Origin of the sequence: Pseudoalteromonas maricaloris, assembly GCF_024746855.1 — a bacterium.
Classification (GTDB): Bacteria; Pseudomonadota; Gammaproteobacteria; order Enterobacterales; family Alteromonadaceae; genus Pseudoalteromonas; species Pseudoalteromonas maricaloris.
Genome location: NZ_CP024625.1, coordinates 3,453,364 through 3,474,309, shown reverse-complemented (window position 1 = coordinate 3,474,309; position 20,946 = coordinate 3,453,364). Strand labels below are relative to the sequence as shown.

General features: G+C 43.6%; 18 protein-coding genes and 1 tRNA gene. 14 read left to right on the top strand and 5 right to left on the bottom strand.

What is annotated here, in order from left to right:
• The first annotated feature begins 50 nt into the window (after window positions 1-50).
• The gene (locus tag CTT31_RS15420) at window positions 51-1,307 is read left to right on the top strand and encodes an outer membrane protein transport protein (RefSeq protein ID WP_260491543.1); all 1,257 of its coding nucleotides are present in this window, start codon (window positions 51-53) and stop codon (window positions 1,305-1,307) included.
• 46 nt (window positions 1,308-1,353) lie between these two features.
• On the opposite strand, the gene mutS is transcribed toward CTT31_RS15420, so the two are convergent.
• A complete protein-coding gene (gene mutS, locus CTT31_RS15415; RefSeq protein WP_260491542.1) occupies window positions 1,354-3,945 on the bottom strand; it encodes a DNA mismatch repair protein MutS in 2,592 nt (863 codons plus the stop codon).
• Window positions 3,946-3,969: 24 nt separating this feature from the next.
• On the opposite strand from mutS, the gene CTT31_RS15410 reads away from it, so the two are divergent.
• From CTT31_RS15410 to CTT31_RS15395, 4 genes are all read left to right on the top strand, one after another.
• Window positions 3,970-4,461, top strand: a complete 492-nt coding sequence (locus tag CTT31_RS15410; protein ID WP_260491541.1) for a CinA family protein — start codon at window positions 3,970-3,972, stop codon at window positions 4,459-4,461.
• A gap of 66 nt (window positions 4,462-4,527) precedes the next feature.
• A complete protein-coding gene (gene recA, locus CTT31_RS15405) occupies window positions 4,528-5,583 on the top strand; it encodes a recombinase RecA (RefSeq protein ID WP_017218478.1) in 1,056 nt (351 codons plus the stop codon).
• A 339-nt stretch (window positions 5,584-5,922) separates the two neighbouring features.
• A complete protein-coding gene (locus CTT31_RS15400; RefSeq protein ID WP_010378944.1) occupies window positions 5,923-7,239 on the top strand; it encodes an adenylosuccinate synthase in 1,317 nt (438 codons plus the stop codon).
• A gap of 241 nt (window positions 7,240-7,480) precedes the next feature.
• On the top strand, window positions 7,481-8,119 hold the full coding sequence (locus tag CTT31_RS15395; RefSeq protein ID WP_010378945.1) for a tetratricopeptide repeat protein: 639 nt from the start codon (window positions 7,481-7,483) through the stop codon (window positions 8,117-8,119).
• A 348-nt stretch (window positions 8,120-8,467) separates the two neighbouring features.
• On the opposite strand, the gene CTT31_RS15390 is transcribed toward CTT31_RS15395, so the two are convergent.
• Entirely contained in the window at window positions 8,468-10,339 is a 1,872-nt protein-coding gene (locus CTT31_RS15390; RefSeq protein ID WP_211858627.1) for a cation:proton antiporter, read from the bottom strand.
• A gap of 565 nt (window positions 10,340-10,904) precedes the next feature.
• Between CTT31_RS15390 and proB the strand changes: the two genes are divergently transcribed.
• Window positions 10,905-12,011 carry a glutamate 5-kinase gene (gene proB, locus CTT31_RS15385; RefSeq protein WP_026001031.1) on the top strand — a complete coding sequence of 369 codons (1,107 nt, stop codon included), beginning with the start codon at window positions 10,905-10,907 and terminating at the stop codon, window positions 12,009-12,011.
• A gap of 3 nt (window positions 12,012-12,014) precedes the next feature.
• Window positions 12,015-13,262, top strand: a complete 1,248-nt coding sequence (locus CTT31_RS15380; protein ID WP_211858626.1) for a glutamate-5-semialdehyde dehydrogenase — start codon at window positions 12,015-12,017, stop codon at window positions 13,260-13,262.
• A gap of 186 nt (window positions 13,263-13,448) precedes the next feature.
• Here the strand turns inward: CTT31_RS15380 and CTT31_RS15375 are convergent.
• Window positions 13,449-13,524, bottom strand: a tRNA-Ala gene (locus tag CTT31_RS15375).
• Window positions 13,525-13,653: 129 nt separating this feature from the next.
• Between CTT31_RS15375 and CTT31_RS15370 the strand changes: the two genes are divergently transcribed.
• Both CTT31_RS15370 and CTT31_RS15365 read left to right on the top strand, forming a co-directional pair.
• Window positions 13,654-14,049, top strand: coding sequence for a hypothetical protein (locus CTT31_RS15370; RefSeq protein ID WP_017218483.1), 396 nt, complete (start codon window positions 13,654-13,656; stop codon window positions 14,047-14,049).
• On the top strand, window positions 14,046-14,558 hold the full coding sequence (locus CTT31_RS15365) for a prolyl-tRNA synthetase associated domain-containing protein (protein WP_083229911.1): 513 nt from the start codon (window positions 14,046-14,048) through the stop codon (window positions 14,556-14,558). The genes CTT31_RS15370 and CTT31_RS15365 overlap by 4 nt, the downstream gene beginning before the upstream one ends.
• Here the strand turns inward: CTT31_RS15365 and CTT31_RS15360 are convergent.
• Window positions 14,517-15,650: an MFS transporter gene (locus tag CTT31_RS15360; protein ID WP_211858624.1), complete on the bottom strand. Its 1,134-nt coding sequence runs from the start codon at window positions 15,648-15,650 to the stop codon at window positions 14,517-14,519. The genes CTT31_RS15365 and CTT31_RS15360 overlap by 42 nt on opposite strands.
• 188 nt (window positions 15,651-15,838) lie before the next feature.
• On the opposite strand from CTT31_RS15360, the gene CTT31_RS15355 reads away from it, so the two are divergent.
• From CTT31_RS15355 to CTT31_RS15340, 4 genes are all read left to right on the top strand, one after another.
• The gene (locus CTT31_RS15355) at window positions 15,839-16,375 is read left to right on the top strand and encodes a DUF2058 domain-containing protein (protein ID WP_010378951.1); all 537 of its coding nucleotides are present in this window, start codon (window positions 15,839-15,841) and stop codon (window positions 16,373-16,375) included.
• A 72-nt stretch (window positions 16,376-16,447) separates the two neighbouring features.
• Window positions 16,448-16,771, top strand: a complete 324-nt coding sequence (locus tag CTT31_RS15350) for a c-type cytochrome (protein ID WP_039493034.1) — start codon at window positions 16,448-16,450, stop codon at window positions 16,769-16,771.
• Window positions 16,772-16,892: 121 nt separating this feature from the next.
• Window positions 16,893-17,660, top strand: coding sequence for a class II aldolase/adducin family protein (locus CTT31_RS15345; protein ID WP_010607214.1), 768 nt, complete (start codon window positions 16,893-16,895; stop codon window positions 17,658-17,660).
• An 8-nt stretch (window positions 17,661-17,668) separates the two neighbouring features.
• On the top strand, window positions 17,669-18,844 hold the full coding sequence (locus tag CTT31_RS15340; protein WP_045988902.1) for a mandelate racemase/muconate lactonizing enzyme family protein: 1,176 nt from the start codon (window positions 17,669-17,671) through the stop codon (window positions 18,842-18,844).
• Window positions 18,845-18,972: 128 nt separating this feature from the next.
• Here CTT31_RS15340 and suhB read toward each other — a convergent pair whose 3' ends face one another.
• Window positions 18,973-19,776 (bottom strand): inositol-1-monophosphatase, encoded by an 804-nt coding sequence (gene suhB / locus CTT31_RS15335; RefSeq protein WP_045988903.1) that lies wholly within the window; start codon window positions 19,774-19,776, stop codon window positions 18,973-18,975.
• A gap of 215 nt (window positions 19,777-19,991) precedes the next feature.
• Between suhB and trmJ the strand changes: the two genes are divergently transcribed.
• Complete coding sequence (gene trmJ / locus CTT31_RS15330) at window positions 19,992-20,720, top strand: tRNA (cytosine(32)/uridine(32)-2'-O)-methyltransferase TrmJ (RefSeq protein ID WP_039493041.1); 729 nt, start codon at window positions 19,992-19,994, stop codon at window positions 20,718-20,720.
• The last annotated feature ends 226 nt before the right edge of the window (window positions 20,721-20,946 follow it).

Sequence of the window (20,946 nt, the reverse complement as noted above, 5' to 3'; positions counted from 1 at the left end):
GTTTTTTTAACCATTACTCAGGAAATGGTTAGTTCACAGGGGATTAGAGTATGAACAAAGTATTATTAGGTCTTATCGCATCAGGTGCGATTTTATCGTCATCACAAGCACTAGCTGCCGCCTTCCAACTTGCGGAACAAAACGTATCTGGCCTTGGTCGTGCTTATGCGGGTGAAGCATCTGCAGCCGACGATGCGTCAGTGGTTGCACGTAACCCAGCATTGATGGGTAAGCTATCGGGCACGCAATTATCAGTAGCAGCTATGTATGTTCAACCGGACGTAAGCCTGACGGGAACAGGTACTAGCAATGGTATCCCTGCATCTGCGTTAAATGACAACAGCATCGCACCAAGTGCTATTATTCCTGCTATTTATGCAACACACAAATATAATGACCAATGGTCGATTGGTGCAGGTATCTATTCACAGTTTGGTCTATCTACAGAATTCGATAAGGATTATGTTGCCGGCCAAATCGCGGGTGAAACTGAAATTAAGACCGTTAACTTAGGTATTTCTGCTGCTTACCAAATTGATGAGCAATGGAGCGTAGCGTTTGGTATTAATGAAGTTTATGCCGATGCTAAAATTATCCGTAACCTTGGTGCGACAACGACAGGTTTGCCAGCAAGTACTCAAGCGGTACATTTAGAAGGTGACGATTATGGTTTTGGTTGGAACCTAGGCGTTGCTTATCAAATTGATGAAAACAACCTAATCGGCTTCCATTACCGTAGTGAAACAGATATCACATTTGATGGCCACTTTAGCAACGACTTACCAGCAGCGATTGGCGGCTTGAATGGCGCGTCACTACCAGGTTCAGTGGATGTAACGTTACCTGCGATCGCTGAGATCTCAGGTTCTCATAAACTAAACCAAGAAACCTCACTACACTATAGCGTACTTTGGACTGGCTGGAATAGTTTTGATGAACTGGAAGCTGTAGTTGGTAACGCAGGTTCAGTATTCACTAAAGAAGAGAATTTCTCTAATTCATTACGTTTTGCAGTTGGTGCTGACTATCAGCTTAGTAATGCGGTGAAACTACGTGCAGGTATGGCGTATGATGAATCACCAGCGGATGAAAACCATCTGTCTATTTCAATTCCTGATACAGACCGTACTTGGTACTCATTTGGTGCGGAGTATACACTTGCTAACCAAGCAACTGTAGATTTCGGGATCAGTGTTTTAAGAGGTAAAACACAAACTTTCACTGAAGCTGACAGATTCAGTGAGTGGGGCTATCGCTCTAAAGGCCATGCGATGATCTTTGGTCTTCAATATAATCACAAGTTCTAATTGTGAGAGAACATTAAAAAAGCGGCTTTTAGCCGCTTTTTACTTTCTATAGCATAGATTTAAGTTGATATAGCAAAGCATGAGCTTGCTTTGGTGTCATATCATCGGGATCCATATCTGCAAGTAGCGTTTCAACCTCAGAAGGCTCATTGGCAAGCATTAAGCTCTGCTGTACAGGCGCTGTAACATGAACAGGCTTATCGCCAACGACGCTCTGATGTTGCTCTAACAAAGCAAGTTTCTGTTTCGCCAACTTAATCACCGCTTTTGGCACGCCGGCAAGACTTGCTACCTGTAAACCAAAACTTTTACTTGCAGCTCCTTCCATTACTGTGTGTTTGAAGGCAATAGTATCGTTATGTTCAACGGCATCCAAATGCACATTAACAAGGCCTGCTTGTTGCTCAGCCAATTCGGTTAACTCAAAATAATGAGTAGCAAATAGTGTTTTTGCTGCAATTTTGCTGGCGAGATAATCCGCTGTCGCATAAGCGAGTGATAAACCGTCATAGGTGCTTGTCCCGCGACCTATTTCGTCCATTAGCACCAATGATTGAGCGGTTGCGTTGTTTAAAATGGTTGCAGTTTCGGTCATTTCAACCATAAAGGTTGAGCGCCCAGAGGCAAGGTCATCACTGGCACCAATGCGAGTAAAAATACGATCGACAATACCGATGGTGGCTGCGCTTGCCGGTACATAGCTGCCAATATGCGCCATCAACACGATTAACGCGGTTTGACGCATATAGGTCGATTTACCACCCATATTTGGTCCAGTAATAATGAGCATTTTACGTTCATCGTTGAGTTTTACTGGGTTGGCAATGAATGGTTCTTTACTTACTTGTTCTACGACTGGGTGGCGACCATCCACTAAATCAATTTCAGTGCCCTCGGTAAGCGTGGGCTTGCAATAGTCTAGTGTCTGAGCACGTTCAGCTAAGGTGTTTAGTACGTCCAAATCGGCAAGCGCCGCTGCCATGACTTGCAATTGTTCAATATAAGGAGCGATGAGTTCAAAGAGCTCTTCATATAGGCGCTTTTCAAGTGCTAGTGCTTTCGATTGGCTTCCAAGCACTTTGTCTTCATGCTCTTTTAGCTCAGGAATAATATAGCGTTCGTTATTTTTCAGTGTTTGTCTGCGAATGTATTCTGCAGGCACTAAGTGCGAATTGGCGCGGCTGATCTCAATATAAAATCCGTGAACGCGGTTATAGCCAATTTTTAATGTCGAGATCCCTGTGCGTTCGCGCTCTCTTTCTTCAAGTTTTTCTAAAACATCCGTGGCACCTGCGCTTAATGCGCGTAGCTGGTCAAGCTCTGCATTGTAACCCTGTGCTATCACTCCACCATCACGAATGAGAACAGGGGGATTGTCGATAACCGCTCGTTCTAACAAATCTTGTAACTTAGGTAATGCCGGTGAGTGGCTAATGATAGACTGAAGTCTCGCATCCGTCGCATCTTGTAAAATATCATGCAATGGCGGTAACGCTTGTAATGCACTTCTTAAACGCGTTAGATCACGCGGACGAGCGGTAAACAACGCTAACCGTGCTACAACTCGTTCAATATCGCCAATGTGTTTTAGTGCATCGTAAACTTCCATGCATAGTTGTTGTTCGATAAGGCTCGCAATCGCATTGAGTCGAGCATTGAGCTCTTTGCGTTCGCGCACGGGCGTATGAATACGGCGTTTTAGTAAGCGCGAACCCATGGCCGTTGAAGACTTATCTAAAATCTGCGCTAAGGTGTTTTCAACACCGCCAGAGAGGTTCAGTGTTAGCTCTAAGTTTTTGCGCGTCGCGGCATCTAAGATCACCGCGTGCTCATTCTTTTCGAGCGTGATCGCACGAATATGAGGTAATGCCGTGCGCTGTGTGTCTTTCACGTATTGCATGACACAACCCGCAGCGATTAAACCCATATTGGCATTGTCGACACCAAAACCGACTAAATCGCGGGTTTCAAACTGCTGACAAAGTAAATGCTTTGCTGTGTCTAAATCGAACTCCCAGTCCGGGCGGCGGCGACTGCCCTTAATACTTTCTAGCACTAAAAGGTTCTGAAATGATTCTGGATATAACAATTCTGCGGGTTGCAAGCGCTGTAGCGTAGAGTTAAGTGCTTCGTCAGTCTGTAGCTCTACGATATTAAATCGGCCCGAGTTAATATCAAGATAGGCAACGCCATAACCTAAGTTTTTTGGATGTTGGTAGACCGCCGCAAGTAAATTATCTTGGCGTTCTTGCAATAGTGCTTCGTCGGTGACGGTACCTGGAGTAACAATACGCACAACTTTACGTTCTACAGGACCTTTACTGGTCGCAGGGTCGCCAACTTGCTCACAAATAGCAACAGATTCACCCAGTTGTACCAAGCGAGCTAGGTAGTTTTCAACTGCATGATAGGGAACACCTGCCATTGGAATCGGATTGCCACCGGCTTTGCCCCGATAGGTTTGAGAAATATCAAGAAGCTGCGCAGCTCTGATGGCATCGTCAAAGAAGAGTTCATAAAAGTCGCCCATGCGATAGAACAGCAAGATTTCTTGATGCTGAGCTTTAATTCGCAGGTATTGCTGCATCATTGGGGTTTGTTGGTTTATAGTGTGTTCTGAATATAGATCTGACGACATTGTTGATACCTAAAAGGTTTTCCTATGGAGCACTACAAAGAGATAGCCGAATATGCGGCACAATTGGGCGCTATTCTAACGAATAACGGCGTAACAATCACTACCGCAGAGTCATGTACGGGTGGTGGGGTGAGTTATGCGTTAACAGATACGCCGGGGAGCTCTGCATATATAGAACGTTGTTTTGTGACATACAGTAATCAAGCTAAGCATGAATTATTGGGAGTATCACAACAAACGCTAACGCAATTTGGTGCAGTGAGCGAGCAAACGGTTTTGGAGATGGCCAAAGGCGCTCAGCGGGCAGCCCATGCCGAAGTTGCCATTGCTGTGTCTGGTATCGCAGGACCAACAGGGGGCAGTGCTGATAAGCCAGTAGGTACTGTATGGTTTGCTATTGCAAATAGTGACAAAGTTCAGGTATTTCACCAAGTATTTACTGGAAGTAGGGCCGAAATACGAGTTCAAGCTATTGAATTTGCATTAAAAAATGCTATAGCAATGGTAAAATCATAAAATTCTACTTGATACTGTAATTTCATACAGTATACTAGGTGTCATTACGCTGAATTGGAGAAGCAAATGAACGATAACAAGCAAAAGGCATTAGACGCAGCACTATCACAAATTGAGCGTCAGTTTGGTAAAGGCTCAATCATGAAACTGGGTGAGAACAAGGCGCTAGATATTGAAGCCATCTCAACTGGTTCACTAGGTCTGGATATTGCACTTGGTATCGGCGGCTTACCAACTGGTCGTATTGTTGAAATCTATGGTCCAGAATCATCAGGTAAAACAACGCTAACATTACAAGCGATTGCAGAAGCGCAGAAGCTTGGTAAAACATGTGCGTTCGTTGATGCTGAACACGCACTCGATCCAATCTATGCTGAAAAGCTAGGCGTTAATGTTGATGAGCTATTAGTATCACAGCCTGACACCGGTGAACAAGCGCTTGAAATTTGTGACATGTTAGTTCGTTCTGGTGCGGTTGATTTGGTTGTTATTGACTCGGTAGCAGCACTTACCCCTAAAGCTGAAATCGAAGGCGATATGGGTGACTCACATGTTGGTTTGCAAGCTCGACTCATGTCACAAGCATTGCGTAAGCTTACTGCTAATATCAAACGTTCGAACACATTATGTATTTTCATCAACCAAATTCGTATGAAGATTGGTGTGATGTTTGGCAACCCTGAAACCACAACTGGTGGTAACGCACTTAAATTCTATGCATCCGTACGTCTTGATATTCGTCGTATCGGTTCAGTGAAAGAAGGTGATGAGGTTGTTGGTAACGAAACTCGCGTTAAGGTTGTGAAAAACAAAGTAGCACCACCATTTAAGCAAGCTGAGTTCATCATCATGTACGGTGAAGGTACGTCGAAACAAGGTGAGTTGATAGACTTAGGTGTGAAACACAAACTGGTTGATAAAGCGGGTGCTTGGTTTAGCTACAACGGCAATAAGATTGGCCAGGGTAAAGCAAACTCGATTAAGTTCTTAAAAGAAAATGTTGAGATTGCCAACGAAATTGAAGGCAAGTTGAGAGAAATGCTCCTAGCGCAAGCGGTTATTATGCCTGAAGAGGGAGAAGATAAAGGTCTTGCTGAAGTTGAAGACGATTTAGAGCTATAGGCTAGTCACTCAAGCTTAACTGCTCGCGAGCAAGCTTGAGCTATATTTTAAAAAGCCCAAAGGTTAACCTTTGGGCTTTTTACGTTTTATAAAAGTTTACTTTTGATAACAAAGAGATAGTTATCGATTAATCCGAACAATACAGCTATTTTGATATAAAAATAAAATGCGTTGTTTGATTTTCAGCTATTAATCCACCTTTTCAACAAGTTATGTACCTTGCCTTGATGCTTTACATCGTCAATCTTATTGAAAGCAGAAAAATTAGGCAAATTGGGGTGATTTCGACTATGGTTTTCTGGTAAAATCTGCGCCTAATTTTTTCTAAGTGAATTTGCAATGGGTAAAAACGTCGTTGTATTAGGCACCCAATGGGGTGACGAAGGTAAAGGTAAAGTAGTTGACCTACTTACAGATAAGGCTTCTTTAGTTGTTCGCTATCAAGGCGGACACAATGCTGGCCATACACTAGTAATTAACGGTGAGAAAACGGTACTACACTTGATCCCATCAGGTGTACTACGCGAAGACGTTAAATGTGTAATTGGTAATGGTGTAGTACTTGCACCAGATGCACTAATGAAAGAAATCCACATGCTTGAAGCGCGTGGCGTTCCTGTACGTGAGCGTCTATTGATCAGCGAAGCATGTCCTTTGATCTTGCCTTACCACGTTGCACTAGACCAAGCGCGTGAACTAGCGCGTGGTGAAAAAGCCATTGGTACAACTGGCCGTGGTATCGGCCCTGCATACGAAGATAAGGTTGCACGTCGTGGTTTACGTGTTGGCGATCTTTTCAACCCAGAGCAATTTGCTGCGAAGCTTAAAGAAGTATTAGAGTTCCACAACTTCGCCTTGGTTAACTACTACAAAGTAGACCCAGTAGACTTCCAGAAGACATACGATGATGCAATGGAAGTAGCAAAAGTACTTAAGTCAATGATTGTTGACGTTACTGAACTACTTGATCAAGCGCGTAATGCTGGCGACCATATTCTATTTGAAGGTGCGCAAGGTACATTACTTGATATTGACCACGGTACTTACCCGTACGTAACTTCATCAAACACTACAGCCGGTGGTGTTGCGACTGGTGCAGGTTTTGGTCCGCTACACTTAGATTACGTTTTAGGTATTGTTAAAGCTTACACAACTCGTGTTGGTTCAGGTCCTTTCCCTACAGAGCTTTACGATGGTCAAGATAAGCAAGACCCAGTTGGCAGACACTTAGGTGAGAAAGGCAACGAGTTTGGTGCAACGACTGGTCGTTTACGTCGTACCGGTTGGTTTGATGCAGTGGCAATGCGCCGTGCAGTTCAAATCAACAGCATCAGTGGTTTCTGCTTAACTAAACTAGACGTACTTGATGGTCTAGAAAAAGTGAAAATCTGTACTGGTTACCAATTAGAAGACGGCACTGTGACTAATGTGACTCCTCTTGCTGCTGAAGGCTATGAGAAAGTGACTCCAGTATACGAAGAAATGCCTGGTTGGAGCGAAAACACCTTTGGTGCAACTTCTGTTGAGCAGCTTCCAGAAGCCGCTATCAACTATATCAAGCGCCTAGAAGAAATCACTGGCGTACCAATTGATATCATTTCAACAGGCCCAGACCGCGTTGAGACAATGATTGTTCGCAACCCTTTTGCTGAATAATTCTGCTGTCGATTAATAAAGAAAAAGCTGCTACGGCAGCTTTTTTTGTGTCTATTACCCTACAAGTTTTTGTCTTTCTGCCGATAACTAAGCGAATGTTTGCTCAGATGATGAAATTAGACTTCGCTTTGGCGTAAATAATGCTTAATCAAATTTGAGTGTCGATGTTGCTGCAGAGCAAGTAATTTGCCTTTGCAGCCTGCTATAGTTAAACAATCAGCTTTACTTTGATGGGTCTTCGATGAATTACTTACTTCGTTATTTTGCAGCTTCAGCATTGAGTGTTTCCTTAAGTCTCAGTATACAGAGCAAAGTATCTGCCGAAGAGGCTATCGAAGCTGTGCCTTTGTATACGCAGCAAGAGCTACTAGCACTCATTGAAAAAAATCAACACCTTGCTCGGGTTAAAGCGGATGAGTGCCAGCTGGTTAAAGATATTGAAGCGCGTGCTGAAATCATGGCGCTGCCTTCGTATCAGTTTCTTTATGGTGACATGTTAGCTTATGCCGTGTGTGTAGACAGAGATGTTGAGCTCGGCCTTTATTATATGAAAAGGGCTGCAGAGCAGGGCCTTGCCGCGGCGCTTGAACAATTAGGTCGTTACTATGATGTTGGCCAGTTAGTGCAAGAAGATAAAGCGATGGCGGTAACCTATCTGAGAGAAGCCGCTGCACTTGGCAACTTAAACGCTCAATTAAGACTCGTAGATGTGTTTAATCAAGGTCATGGTAGCCCTAGAGATTATGAAGACGCCTACCGATGGTTGTTCCATTCCGCAGTTGCAGATAAAAAGCTACATAAGCGGATTCAGGTAGCATTAGGGCAATTGGCAAACAAAATGCCTGATAGCGTGGTCAAGCGCGCGAGATTGCCTATATAACCTGAATTCGGGATAACAACTTGTTCTCTAGCAGCTGCTATCCCTTACTACTGCGTTAAATTTGCTTGCAATAGGCCAGCTATTGACGCACAAATTTGCCTTGTATTAAGAAATAACTTCTGGCTAGAGTGATACTACGCTTTTGAGCTTAGTGATTTTAGTGGATTAACTTACTTCTTATCCCGAGTTTAGGTTATATAACCTGAGGCTCAGGTTAACTCCGTTGGATCAATAGGTTTTACTTTCAGCAGATTATGAGTGGAAAGTAAAAGCGGCGTAAGTGACGCCGCTTTGCTTGTTCCTAAATAAAGCCGGTAAAGCTAGCTTATTTCTTATCCAAATCTCAGGTTAAGTAATTTGCTGGCTGCTAAGCTTTGCACCAATTTGGCCTTCTTTATTTGCATTTGGATCTTTAAGCACCGTTAACTTAGGCGGCTGCAATGCCAATACGCGGTCGCCTTCTTCAGGAAGCTTCTTCATATCAGAGGTAAACGGGCGGATCAAGATGGGTTCCTCATCTTTGGTCTGCTCTGTGAGTACAAACAGCGGGATTGCTTCACTGTTAACCTCTTTATACTGTTCCCATTTAAATTCTTCTGAGATCCGAGTTACGCTCACTTTACCGCCCTTAGCCATCATGCTACTTAGCTTGGCGTAATTACCTTCGTCGCCAAACAAGATTTGGCGAGAAAGGAAAGTGGCGCTATCTTTGTTCGCCTTAGCGTGGTTAGTGGATGATTTGAGCGAATAAACACATTGATCGCCAAGTAAGTGAGAAAAGTACTGTACACCCAAAGCGTTGTGGTGACGGTTAGGTGAAAGCGCTAGCACTGACTTTAAGCTGGTCAACGGGAGGTAACGCTCTGCATGCTCCGACTGTGGGTTACCATAGTAACAAGGCAGTCCGTCCATTCTCGCCATCTTGCAGTTTTCCCATGCGGGATCGGAGAGATAAACATCAATATTTTGGTCTTTTAAGCCTTTAGCCACCGCTCTAGCTACATGGTTTGCACCAATGATAAGTAAGGTATTGGGCTTTGGTTGACGTACTCCTAAAAGACGTGCGAAAGGCGTTGCCGTTAGGCTTTGTAGTACCACGGTGACAATGATGACGGTGAAAATAAGCGGCACCATTTTATCCGCATCTGCTATTTGTGATTTTGTCATACTCAACGCAAAAACTGAGCCTACAGCTGCAGCAACAATACCTCGAGGAGCTATCCAACTTAACAGAATGCGAGACTTTATCGGTAAGTCTGTATTGAACGTCGATAAGAATATCGACAGTGGTCGAGCAATAAATAATACTACAGCTAGAAAGATAAAGACGTCGGTGTCTAACAGCATTAAATCTTCTAACTTGAGTCGTGCCGCGAGTAATATAAATAAGCTCGAAATCAGGATCATTGAGAGATCTTCTTTAAACTCTAATACTGAGTCTATTTCCAAGTCATCTTGGTTAGCGAGCCAAATACCAAAGATAGTCACGGCCAGTAAACCCGACTCATGGCTCAGATGATTAGATAGCGTAAAGCTAAACAACACCAGCGCTAAAATGGCGAATTTGTGAAGCTCAAAGGGAAGCCACTCTTTTCTTATTAGGTATGTGGTTAGGTAACCTGATGCGACACCAATACTTATCCCAACACCAAGCGTTGATACGAGCGCCCACAAGGTGTGACTGAAGATACCTTCGCCACCAACTAAAGATACGGCTTCAAATACGAGTACCGCAAAGAGTGCACCAATAGGGTCTATGACTATACCTTCCCAACGTAAAATACGGTCTATGTCTTTGTCTGGGCGCATGGCGTTCAGCATCGGGGCAATAACTGTTGGACCGGTCACGACAAGTACTGCGCCCAAAACGGCGGCAACTTGCCAGTTAAGCTCCAGCACGAAAATTGCGGTCGTTGCTATCACCGCAAAGGTTGCTAACATCCCGATAGAACAAAGGTTTCGTACGACCTTACCAATTCCTTTGAGTTCTTTAAAATGCAGGGTTAGTGAACCTTCAAAAAGGATAACGGCAACGGAAAGTGAGACGACGGGAAAGAGTAAATCCCCGAGTAAGGCATCTGGATCCAGCGTGCCACTAAATGGCCCCAAAGCAAGACCAATAAGAAGTAAAAACAAAATTGCAGGAACCTTAAAGGCCCAAGCAAGCCATTGTGCTATTACAGAACATACTGCAATACCTGCAATGTAGATTGCTGACATAGATTCTCCCCGGTTGGATTATCCCAACATTTTTATCAGTATAGCTAGCATCCTGTTATAACACAGCGCGAATGAGGGTAAAGTGAATAAATTACTGAAAATAAGGTATTATAAAATTGATTTATGGTGGTCATAAATAATTAACATGGGATAGGGTTGCAATCTTACCCTTGCTTACGTTAAGGTAATAAGCGTTCAAGGCGTGGGGTAAATCGCGCCGTCATTCACAATCTACTCATTACGCAATTATTCATTGCGGTACAGCCTTTCCGGCCGCACCAAACCATGGTGGCCCTGTTGGAAACGGCTCGACATCAAAGGTTAAGTACTTGATGTCACAATCAATCTTCTATTAGTGAAATGTCAGCCAGTTAACGATTGTTACTGCGTCTGGGTTTAGCATGTGTGGCGACATGATGGGACTAAGGTCTTTGCCGTCGCACGTCTGTTTGTTTTATCTATTTGCCGACTTTTTGGTCGATGCATTGCGCTTTCTGTTGTCTTCTAATAGGAGATATTTGGAGTACCAACTCGTGAGTGGATGGTTAATTTAATGCAGGAATTTATGTCGATGAAACAGTCAAAACGTATAGTAATCAAGATCGGGAGTGCGTTGATCGCGCCAGAGCAAGATGGGTGTCGATCCCGCTATTTACTCAGCATCGCGCAATTCATCGTGCGTTGTCGAGCCCGAGGTATCGAAGTGATCCTTGTCTCTTCAGGTTCAGTCGCAGCAGGGTCGCACTTATTTCCAAACTCAGAGCAGCCTAGCATTGCGGTGAAAAAAGCGATGGCGGCAGCTGGCCAAACCGAGATGATGGCTACGTGGGACCGTTTCTTCGACTTCCCGTCGGCGCAGATATTGCTGACTCACGGTGACCTACGTGACAGGGAGCGATATACCAGTATTCGTGAAACAATATTCACTTTACTCGATCATGGAATACTGCCTATTATCAATGAAAATGACACTGTGACCACAGACGATTTGAAGGTGGGTGATAACGATAATTTGTCTGCCATGGTAGCGGGGGCTGCAGATGCCGACGGGCTAATTATTTGCTCCGATGTCAGTGGTTTATATAACAAAAACCCGAATTTACATGCTGATGCAGAGCTGATTTCAGAAGTGACAGAGATCACTGAAGAAATCTACGATATGGCAGGCTGTCCAACGAGTAAGGTTGGCACCGGTGGTATGAAGACTAAAATTGAAGCTGCTGAAAAGGCGACGTCTCACGGTATAGATACTTATATTGTTAACGGCTTCGAAGAAACAACCTTTGAATTATTGTTAGCGGGAAAAAATCCAGGCACGGTATTTACAGCCTATGATAAACCGATGCAAGAAGCAGTGCATTGGATGACTCACACAGCATCAGAGCAAGGTGAGCTGGTCGTAGATAGCGATTATGGCTCAGGCGAAAATCAAGTGGTGGGTCAGTTAAGTGGCGATGAAATCACTGAAGTAAAAGGTGAGTTTTCTGTTGGAGATACCGTACTCGTGAGGAGTAAAGATGGTAAGCGCTTAGCCAAAGCAACCACCAATTACAGTAGCTGCCTGCTGAACTTTTTAACTGAACATGAAGAGAATCCGATCAGCGAAAGAATTCAAGATAGCATCGGACCCGTTATTTCAGAACAAGATATTGCATTATTGGAGAAGTCATAAGACATGAGCTTAATCACAGATATTTCATCACAGGCTGCAAAAGCAGCGAAACAGTTAGCACTATTATCTACAGAGCAAAAAAATGCAGTGTTAGCAGATATGGCAAAAGGGATCCGTGATAACAGCGATGCCATTATTAAAGCCAATGAAGCTGACTTAGCTGCTGCTCGTGATAACCAGCTTAGCGACGCCATGATAGATAGATTAACGCTTAACCAAGCGCGGATTGAAAGCATGGCTGAGGGCATTGAGACCATCATTCAACTGGACGATCCAGTGGGTGCACGTAGAGACATGGGTGTAAGACCAAATGGCATTAAAATCAGCAAGATGCGAGTGCCACTTGGTGTTGTTTGCATGATTTATGAGGCGCGCCCCAATGTCACCGCTGACGCCGGTGCGCTGTGTTTTAAATCAGGTAATGGTGTTATTTTGCGTGGTGGTAAAGAAGCGTTAGCAAGTTCTTTGGAGATCGCAAAAGCGATGCATAAGGCGCTCGAAAAACATAATCTACCTGCCGCGTTGGTTTCTGTTATTCCGGATCCAGACCGCGCGTTGTTAATGGAGCTGATGCAGCAAAAAGAATATATTGACCTTATCATCCCACGTGGCGGTGAGGGTCTAATCAATTTCGTTACTGAGAATAGTACGGTGCCAGTGATCCAGCATTTTAAAGGCGTGTGTCACTTATATATAGACAAAGCGGCCGATCTCGATAAAGCAATGGCGCTTCTGTTAAACGGTAAAACGCAGCGTACTGGTGTGTGTAATGCGCTTGAAGGGTTAATCGTTCATCAAGATATCGCTCCGACTTTTTTACCGAAAGTTGCTGCAGCACTAGCAGAAAGGGGTGTGAAAATTAATGCGTGTAAGCAAACCGTAACTTATTTTGATAATGCAGTTGAATTAAGTGATGACGAATTTGGCGAAGAATACTTGAGCCTTGAAATAGCGGTTCGTCAGGTTGCTGATTTTAATGCAGCGCTTGCACATATTGATCGCTTTGGTAGTCACCATACCGAAGTTATCTGTACGGAAGACAAAGCAGCTGCTGATTTGTTTCAACGTGGTGTAGATGCTTCTGTTGTGATGGTTAATGCCTCTTCACGCTTTAGTGATGGTTCAGCGTTAGGTTTAGGTGCCGAGATTGGTATTGCTACCACCAAATTGCACGCTTACGGACCTATGGGCTTAGAGTCGCTAACAACCGAAAAGTTTTTAGTGAATGGTGAAGGCCAAATCAGAGAATAATGAACTGATGCTGCTTGAGTAGGTGGAAGAATTATACTCAGTGGTATACACAGAATGACATAAGTAACTGCAAAGCTCGGGTCGAAAGACTTGGGCTTTTTTCTTTTCGATTTAGAGGGTTAATTTAGTAAGAAGTAAGAAGTAAGAAGTAAGAAGTAAGAAGTAAGAAGTAAGAAGAGCGGAAAGTGGTGGAGCTAAGCAGGATCGAACTGCTGACCTCCTGCGTGCAAGGCAGGCGCTCTCCCAGCTGAGCTATAGCCCCACATTCCGTCAGTAGACGAAGCGAAATTTAATCATTTTTTATATTCTCGTCAACCCCAGACAAAAAATTTCGCTATTTTTTTATAGTCTTTGTTACACTGAACTGAAAATAAAACGAATTAAGCGAATTATGGTTCTGCGTCATATCTTTTCTATTCTCATTATTGGGCTGCTAGCGAGTTGTGCATCACAGCCTGATGAGCCTGAACTTATTATCGAAAAACAATCTCTTCATAAGCGTCTTTCGCCAACTGGTGATAAAGAATTTGCTTTCATTGTAACGGTACAAGCAACACCTCGAATGGAGCTGGATGCAAGTAAGCCAATATCAAGAAGAGAGCTAAAACGTTTTGCCGAGTTTGAGCGTATTGAAGATTCCCCCTCTCTAAAACTCAAGTTAGAAGAGCAAGCCGTCGCCTTGTTAAAACCGGCTTTGATTGAGGCGGACTACTGTAATTCAGGTCATAAAATTACCGATGTATACTGGCGACAGCGTAGCGTTCAGTTACGAGGTAAGTGTTTGTGATCAGAAACAATCCAAGTGCACTTGCAGAGCGGCTCGCTCAGCTAGATATCAACTATCTCAATTATGAGCACCCACCGTTACATACTTGTCTAGATGCTGACAACTTGAAGTTAGAGAGAAAAGGGACGCGACTGAAAAATCTCTTCCTCCGAGATAACTATGGAAAGCGACACTTTCTTTTTATTATTCCTGCAGATAAGCAAGTCGACCTAAAAGCGCTGTCTAAATCTCAAGGGATGTCGCGTTTAGGTTTTGCATCGACGGACAGGCTAGCAAAGTATTTAGGAGTGGAACAAGGCTGTGTATCAGCACTCACATTGCATAACGACAGTGAGCAACAAGTCGAATTATGGCTTGATAGTGAACTGCAATCTGCGCAGTTATGGCAGTGTCACCCTCTAGTGAATACTAAAACTTGGGTGTTAACGCTCGAAGATTTGAAACGCTTTTGGCAAGTCACAGGGCACTCACCTCACTGGGTTGACTGTGTTTCTCAAACTCAGAGCTAAGCCGACTGTACAGACGGTAAAAAGTGACGCACAAAACCAAGTGATACCAGCTTGCTCATAAATCAAACCCGGAAGATAAGAACCCAGCACGCCTCCGGAATAATAAAATGAAACATAAGCGCCATTAGTGACGGTTGCAGGTGCCTGACTAATACTGTTGGCTAATGGCGCAGCGGTTGAATGGATCACAAACATACAGGCGCAGAATAGCGTAAATAAGACCACAAAAAAGAACACAGACGCCACGGGTAATAGCGCAATGGTTGTAGCATAGATGAAGAACATCACAGCTAAAAATCGCCAGGTAGAATGAAATTTACTTTGTAGCCAAGGTGTAACGATAGACCCTAAAGCACCAACTAAATAGCCTGTATAGACCCAGCCCACTTTGCTGGGATCGGTTAAATTAAAGTCGTACTTGAGTATAAAAGGTAAAAAGTTAAGTAGTCCCGCGAAGCAGAAAAACATACAAAATACAGAGCTGTATAATCTCACTAGGCGTGATTGCTTGAGTGGTGCCAGGTAGTCCCTGATCCTTGTCGCGTGAATTATTGGTGGTTTGTTCTTGCTGGCCCGAATGCTAAATGCTAGCACAATCAATAACAATGCGTTTAGGTAATAGAAACTTTGCCACTCAAACCAGACAGTAAAGTTGGCTGCAAGCGTACGGCCAAAATAGCCTCCGGCTATGGTACTTCCGATGTACAAGCTCATGTTTCTTTTCAACTGTGAGCCACTAAACTGTTGGCCGATATAACCTGTCATCGCAGTAAGTGCAGCAGGTAATAATAGTCCTTGAATTAACCGGGTAAACAATAGACCTGAAAACGAAGTCATTGAAGCAAATGCTAAACTGCTGAGTGCCAACAGCAGCATGGTCCATTTTAAAATGCGTAGCGGATTGGACTTTGCCAGCAATAATCCGTAGCAGATTGGCGCGATAGCCAAAGGTAGCATAGTTGCTGACATCAGCATGCCCGCATCTGACGCTGACACACTAAATTGCTCTGCAAACTCAGCCAGCAGCGGCTGCGGTGCATAGAGCACAAAAAAAATGGTAACAGAGCAAAGCAATAGATGAATGACGGGCATTGAGCAATAAGGCTTTTTATTTCGATGAGTTAGCTTAAATTAAAGCAAACTATATGACAATTTTTTGCGCTAAATCACGATGCGTAACAATAATTTTGGTAGTTTTGCATTAGATTGACCGATTCCTCTCTGGTCAATCGAAATTGCTGAGTTAAAATAGTGAAAAGTCTATTTTACGGAGTTGCATGATGGGTTCACTGCAAGATCAGTTGCTAAAAGCAGGTCTAACAACTGAGCACAAGGCGAAAGTTGCAAAAACACAAAAGCGTAAACAGCAGAAGAAAAAGAAAAAAGGCGCAACGAGCGACCAAACAGATCTTCAAAAACATATTGAGCAAACGAAGCTTGAGCAGCAAAAGCGTGCCGAAGAGCTAAATAAAGCGAAGCAAGAAACGCTAAAAGATAAAGAACAAATTGCTCGTGTGAAGCAGATCTTAGAACATCATAACCAAGATGAGATCCGCGGCAATGTGACCTTTAACTTCACATACCAAAATAAGGTGAAGGAGTTAGAAGTTAATTCCGAAACACAAAAAGCGCTATCAAAGGGGCGTTTAGCGATTTGTGTGTTAGAAGAGCAGTTCTACGTACTACAAGATGAACCAGCTAGAAAGATCGCAGAGGTAGACGAGAAATATATCGTTTTCCATGTTGAGGACAATCAGCAAGGTGATGAGGATGACCCTTACGCTGACTTTGAAGTCCCAGATGATTTGATGTGGTAGTGATTAGGCTTTAGGTCGAACTTTAGTCTACACTGACTTACAACGTTAACCGTCAATAAAAAGAGTAATGATATGAGCAAGATGAAAAAACTACTAGTAGGGACTACGGTGGCAATTTGCGCACTAGGTTCAGCAAGTTCAATGGCTGCAGATGGTAAAGCATTATATACAGCAAAGATGTGTCAAACCTGTCATGGTGCAGATGGTAAAGCACCAATCATGCCTCTGTATCCTAAGCTAAATGGTCAAAGCAAAGAGTATTTAGCGGCGCAAATGAAAGATATCAAATCAGGTAAACGTAATAACGGTATGACAGCAGCAATGAAGGCGATGGTTGCTAATGTCACTGACGCTGAAATCGATGCGATTGCAGAGTATCTATCTAAAGTTGAATAACATCAAAGTTAGATATCAAAGATGATAAAAAACCACCGTTCGCGGTGGTTTTTAGTTGAAGATATAATTAAGCTAATTTAGACTTCTATACATCCAAATGTGGAGTCAATAAGGGATCCCCATGTTCGAATTACCTCAGTTAAATTTAAAAGACAAAGTAAGCGCAGAAGAATGGCAGCTGCGTGTTGACCTTGCCGCTTGCTATCGACTGGTTGAGCACTTTCGTTGGGGAGATCTAATTTATACGCATATGTCGGCGCGTTTGCCGGGTACGGATCATTATTTAGTAAACGCCTTTGGGCTGACCTTTGATGAAGTCACCGCTTCTAATTTAGTGAAAGTCGATCTTGAAGGGAATATTCTTGATGATACGCCATTTAAGATTAATCCCGCGGGTTTCACCATTCACAGTGCAATCCATGAGGTGCGAGAAGATGCGCATTGCGTTATCCACCTTCATACTAAAGAGACGATCGCAGTCGCGAGTGTAGAATGTGGTTTATTGCCTTTGAGTCAGCATAGTATGTTCTCCTTACCATCACTATCGTATCATGGCTATGAAGGCTTAGCAGTGAATATGGATGAGAAAAAGCGCTTGCAAGATGACTTAGGTACAACCAATCATATGCTGCTGGTGAACCACGGTGGTTTAACTGTTGGACCAACGGTAGGTGATGCCTTTATGCGTTTTTATGACTTACAGCGTGCATGCGAAATTCAAGTTGCGATTCAAGCAACGGGACAGCAAGCGGTACCTGTACCACAACCCATTATTGATAACATTTATAACCAAGCGAATGTCGTGCATAGCGGTAGCACCGGTGGTCAATTAGCATGGCCCGCAATGCTTCGTAAAGCTTACCGCCTAGACCCAAGCTTTGCTCAATAGGAGTCAACATGAAAGTTAATCGCGTCGAAGTCTTCGATATTCATTGTCCAGATAGACCTGCTTGGACACCCGTTTTTGTTCGTATTCACACCGATGAAGGCATTTCAGGGGTTGGTGAAGCAGGGCTTGCATACGACCTAGGTCACAGCGCTGCGGCCAGTATGATCAAAGAAATGGCTGAAGCTTTTTTAATTGGTCATGACCCTTTTCAAACCGAGCTGCTCTGGTCACGTATGCTGAGAGAAAGCTTTTGGGGTTTAGGTGGTGGACCTGTGGTGTATGCGGCAATGTCAGCAATAGATACCGCGCTTTGGGATATTAAAGGTAAAGCCTTAAACCTACCTGTTTATCAATTGCTTGGTGGTAAAGTGAACCCTGAGCTTCGCACCTATGCCTCGCAATTACAGTTTGACTGGGACAGCGAGTTTAAAGCATTAGTTCAACCACACGAATATGCTGAAGCGGCTCACAAAGCCATTGCAGAAGGGTACGATGCGGTTAAAGTTGACCCAATTCAGTACGATAAAGATGGTAACACCTATTACGATAGAACTAAGCTTATCTCGCGCGCGGAAATGAAATTATACCGTGCAAGAATGAAAGCAATACGTGAAGCGGTAGGTGATGAAGTGGACATTATTTTTGAGTGCCACAGCTTACCAGGCGCGACATCAGCTATTCAAATTGCAGACATCGCCGAAGAATTTGATTGTATGTATTATGAAGAGCCAGTGAACTATCTTAACCACTCTTTACATGCAAAGGTAGCCAACAAGACCTCTGTGCCAATCGCTGGTGGTGAACGTTTGTATAATCGCTGGGGTGTTCGCCCTTATTTTGAAGATCAAAGTATTGATGTACTGCAGCCAGATATTGGCCTATGTGGTGGCTTTACGGAAACTAAGAAGGTATGTGATTACGCCGATATCTTTGATATCCGTATTCAGGCGCACGTCTGTGGCGGCCCGGTAGCAACCGCAGCTTCATTACACTTAGAAACCGCGATCCCAAACTTCCTGATCCATGAGCACCATACTTACGCAATCAAAAAGTGGAACAGAGAGCTATGCTTGCAAGACCCGCAGCCTAAGAACGGTATCTTTAAAGTGTCAGAAGAGCCGGGGCTTGGTATTGAGCTAAACGATGAAATCGTGATGCGCTCAGCCCGTGTTGAAATTAAGTAGGCATCCGACGCTCAGCGTAAATACCTGAGTTTGGAATAACAGTTAGCTCTTACTATTGTTATTCTTAGACTCAATCAGATACAAAAAACCCAAGCACTGCTTGGGTTTTTTCATCTAAGCCAGAGTTATTATTTTAACAATGACTCAGTTAATACTGGGCGAATTTCTTTTACAATCGCTTGGCAAAGCTTAGGTGCGCCACAGATGATGTTGCCGCTACGGTTAAAGTTAGCACCGCCTGCAAAATCAGTGACCATACCGCCTGCTTCTTTTACTAACAGCTCACCGGCCGCTGTATCCCAAGGCTTAAGGCCAATTTCAAAGAAGCCATCCATACGACCTGCTGCAACATATGCCATGTCTAAAGCTGCAGAGCCCGCGCGGCGGATATCAGCTGTATGAATGAATAATGCTTTGAACGCTTCTAGGTAGGCATCCATGTGGTGCTTTTGCTTGAAAGGGAAACCTGTGGCAAGCACAGTGCCTTGTAATTCAATAGACTTAGATACACGAATACGTTTGTTGTTTAGCTGTGCGCCTTGGCCACGAGAAGCAGTAAATAATTCGTCGCGGATTGGATCGTATACAACAGCTTGCTCTACGCGGCCTTTAACTCTTAGCGCGATAGAAACAGCATAATGAGGGATACCTTTAACGAAGTTAGTTGTACCGTCTAGAGGATCGATAACCCAAAGGTAGTCTGCATCTTTGCCTTCGTGATGACCAAATTCTTCACCAACAATAGAGTGATCAGGGTAAGATTTTAAAATTGTGTCACGAACGATTGATTCCGCATCTTTATCGATGTTAGTTACTAAATCATTAGTGCCTTTTTGAGTGGCTTCAACGCGCGATAAATCTTCACTTGCACGTAGGATAATCTTACCTGCGTTACGCGCAGCGCGTACCGCAATGTTCAACATTGGATGCATAGCATTACCTTTAGGTTGTAAAAGAACAGGATCATTTTGAGCCGGCGTATTCTAGCGGTTTTTTCTCTAAAGTAAATAACCAATTGTGAATTTTTCTGGTTGTTTTTTGTACTCCGTTGCTGCGTAAAGATTTTTAATTTCTGGTTGTGGAGCTTGGAAAAACGCAAATCAGATATGCTACACTGCGCCATTATTTTTGTTTGAGACTCGTGTAAATGGCTTTAGAAGATATTCGAATTGTATTAGTGAACACCTCACACTCTGGCAATATTGGCTCTGTTGCGAGAGCGATGAAGACGATGGGGTTATCTAAGCTTTATTTAGTTGACCCTGCATGTGAAGTGGACAGCCATGCAAGTGCATTGGCGGCTGGCGCAACCGACGTGTTGGGTGCAGCGACTAAAGTCGATACACTTCAAGAGGCGATTGCTGATTGCGCTTTAACTATTGGCACGAGTGCGCGCTCACGCACTTTGTCGTGGCCAATGGTAGACCCGCGTGAGTGTGCACAAAAATTGGTTGCTGAGTCGGTGAATGGTCCTGTCGCCCTTGTATTCGGTCGTGAGAATAGCGGCCTAACAAATGAAGAGTTGCAATTGTGCAACTATCATGTGTGTATTCCAGCTAACCCTGAGTATAGCTCGCTTAATCTTGCGATGGCAGTGCAAACTTTGGCCTACGAAACGCGTATGACATATCTAGACACGCAAGAAAAGCAGCCAGAAGAAGTAGATGAAACGATTTACCCATCATCAAAGCAGATGGAGTTATTCTACGAACATCTTGAAAATACCCTGAATGACACCGGCTTTATCATCAAACAGCATCCGGGCATGGTAATGACTAAGCTAAAGCGTTTGTTCAACCGTGCTAGACCGGAAGATCAAGAACTTAATATTCTACGTGGGATCCTAAGTTCGATAGATAAATCTACTAACAAGTAAACCAAACACGATAACAGTATTGGCCAACTCAGCGCGCCAATACTGTTATATTTCTATTGTCTAAATATCAACCATTCCTTTTGTGAAATCTTGCATAAATCTTCATCACTAATACTTGACTAAAATACTCAGGTAATTACAATATCCATAATACCTGATTAAATTACTCAGGTATTTCGGGTAGGCATACGAGGGTTGCAGATTTAAAGCCGTTATTATGCTTGGT

What these genes read in the sequence shown, in the direction of transcription:
- CTT31_RS15420 (WP_260491543.1), top strand. Translation starts at nt 51, where the DNA reads ATGAACAAAGTATTATTAGGTCTTATCGCATCAGGTGCGATTTTATCG.
- CTT31_RS15370 (WP_017218483.1), top strand. Translation starts at nt 13,654, where the DNA reads ATGGTTCTGCGTCATATCTTTTCTATTCTCATTATTGGGCTGCTAGCG.
- CTT31_RS15355 (WP_010378951.1), top strand. Translation starts at nt 15,839, where the DNA reads ATGGGTTCACTGCAAGATCAGTTGCTAAAAGCAGGTCTAACAACTGAG.
- mutS (WP_260491542.1), bottom strand. Translation starts at nt 3,945, where the DNA reads ATGTCGTCAGATCTATATTCAGAACACACTATAAACCAACAAACCCCA.
- CTT31_RS15395 (WP_010378945.1), top strand. Translation starts at nt 7,481, where the DNA reads ATGAATTACTTACTTCGTTATTTTGCAGCTTCAGCATTGAGTGTTTCC.
- recA (WP_017218478.1), top strand. Translation starts at nt 4,528, where the DNA reads ATGAACGATAACAAGCAAAAGGCATTAGACGCAGCACTATCACAAATT.
- CTT31_RS15400 (WP_010378944.1), top strand. Translation starts at nt 5,923, where the DNA reads ATGGGTAAAAACGTCGTTGTATTAGGCACCCAATGGGGTGACGAAGGT.
- CTT31_RS15410 (WP_260491541.1), top strand. Translation starts at nt 3,970, where the DNA reads ATGGAGCACTACAAAGAGATAGCCGAATATGCGGCACAATTGGGCGCT.
- proB (WP_026001031.1), top strand. Translation starts at nt 10,905, where the DNA reads ATGTCGATGAAACAGTCAAAACGTATAGTAATCAAGATCGGGAGTGCG.
- trmJ (WP_039493041.1), top strand. Translation starts at nt 19,992, where the DNA reads ATGGCTTTAGAAGATATTCGAATTGTATTAGTGAACACCTCACACTCT.
- CTT31_RS15390 (WP_211858627.1), bottom strand. Translation starts at nt 10,339, where the DNA reads ATGTCAGCAATCTACATTGCAGGTATTGCAGTATGTTCTGTAATAGCA.
- CTT31_RS15380 (WP_211858626.1), top strand. Translation starts at nt 12,015, where the DNA reads ATGAGCTTAATCACAGATATTTCATCACAGGCTGCAAAAGCAGCGAAA.
- CTT31_RS15360 (WP_211858624.1), bottom strand. Translation starts at nt 15,650, where the DNA reads ATGCCCGTCATTCATCTATTGCTTTGCTCTGTTACCATTTTTTTTGTG.
- CTT31_RS15350 (WP_039493034.1), top strand. Translation starts at nt 16,448, where the DNA reads ATGAGCAAGATGAAAAAACTACTAGTAGGGACTACGGTGGCAATTTGC.
- suhB (WP_045988903.1), bottom strand. Translation starts at nt 19,776, where the DNA reads ATGCATCCAATGTTGAACATTGCGGTACGCGCTGCGCGTAACGCAGGT.
- CTT31_RS15345 (WP_010607214.1), top strand. Translation starts at nt 16,893, where the DNA reads ATGTTCGAATTACCTCAGTTAAATTTAAAAGACAAAGTAAGCGCAGAA.
- CTT31_RS15340 (WP_045988902.1), top strand. Translation starts at nt 17,669, where the DNA reads ATGAAAGTTAATCGCGTCGAAGTCTTCGATATTCATTGTCCAGATAGA.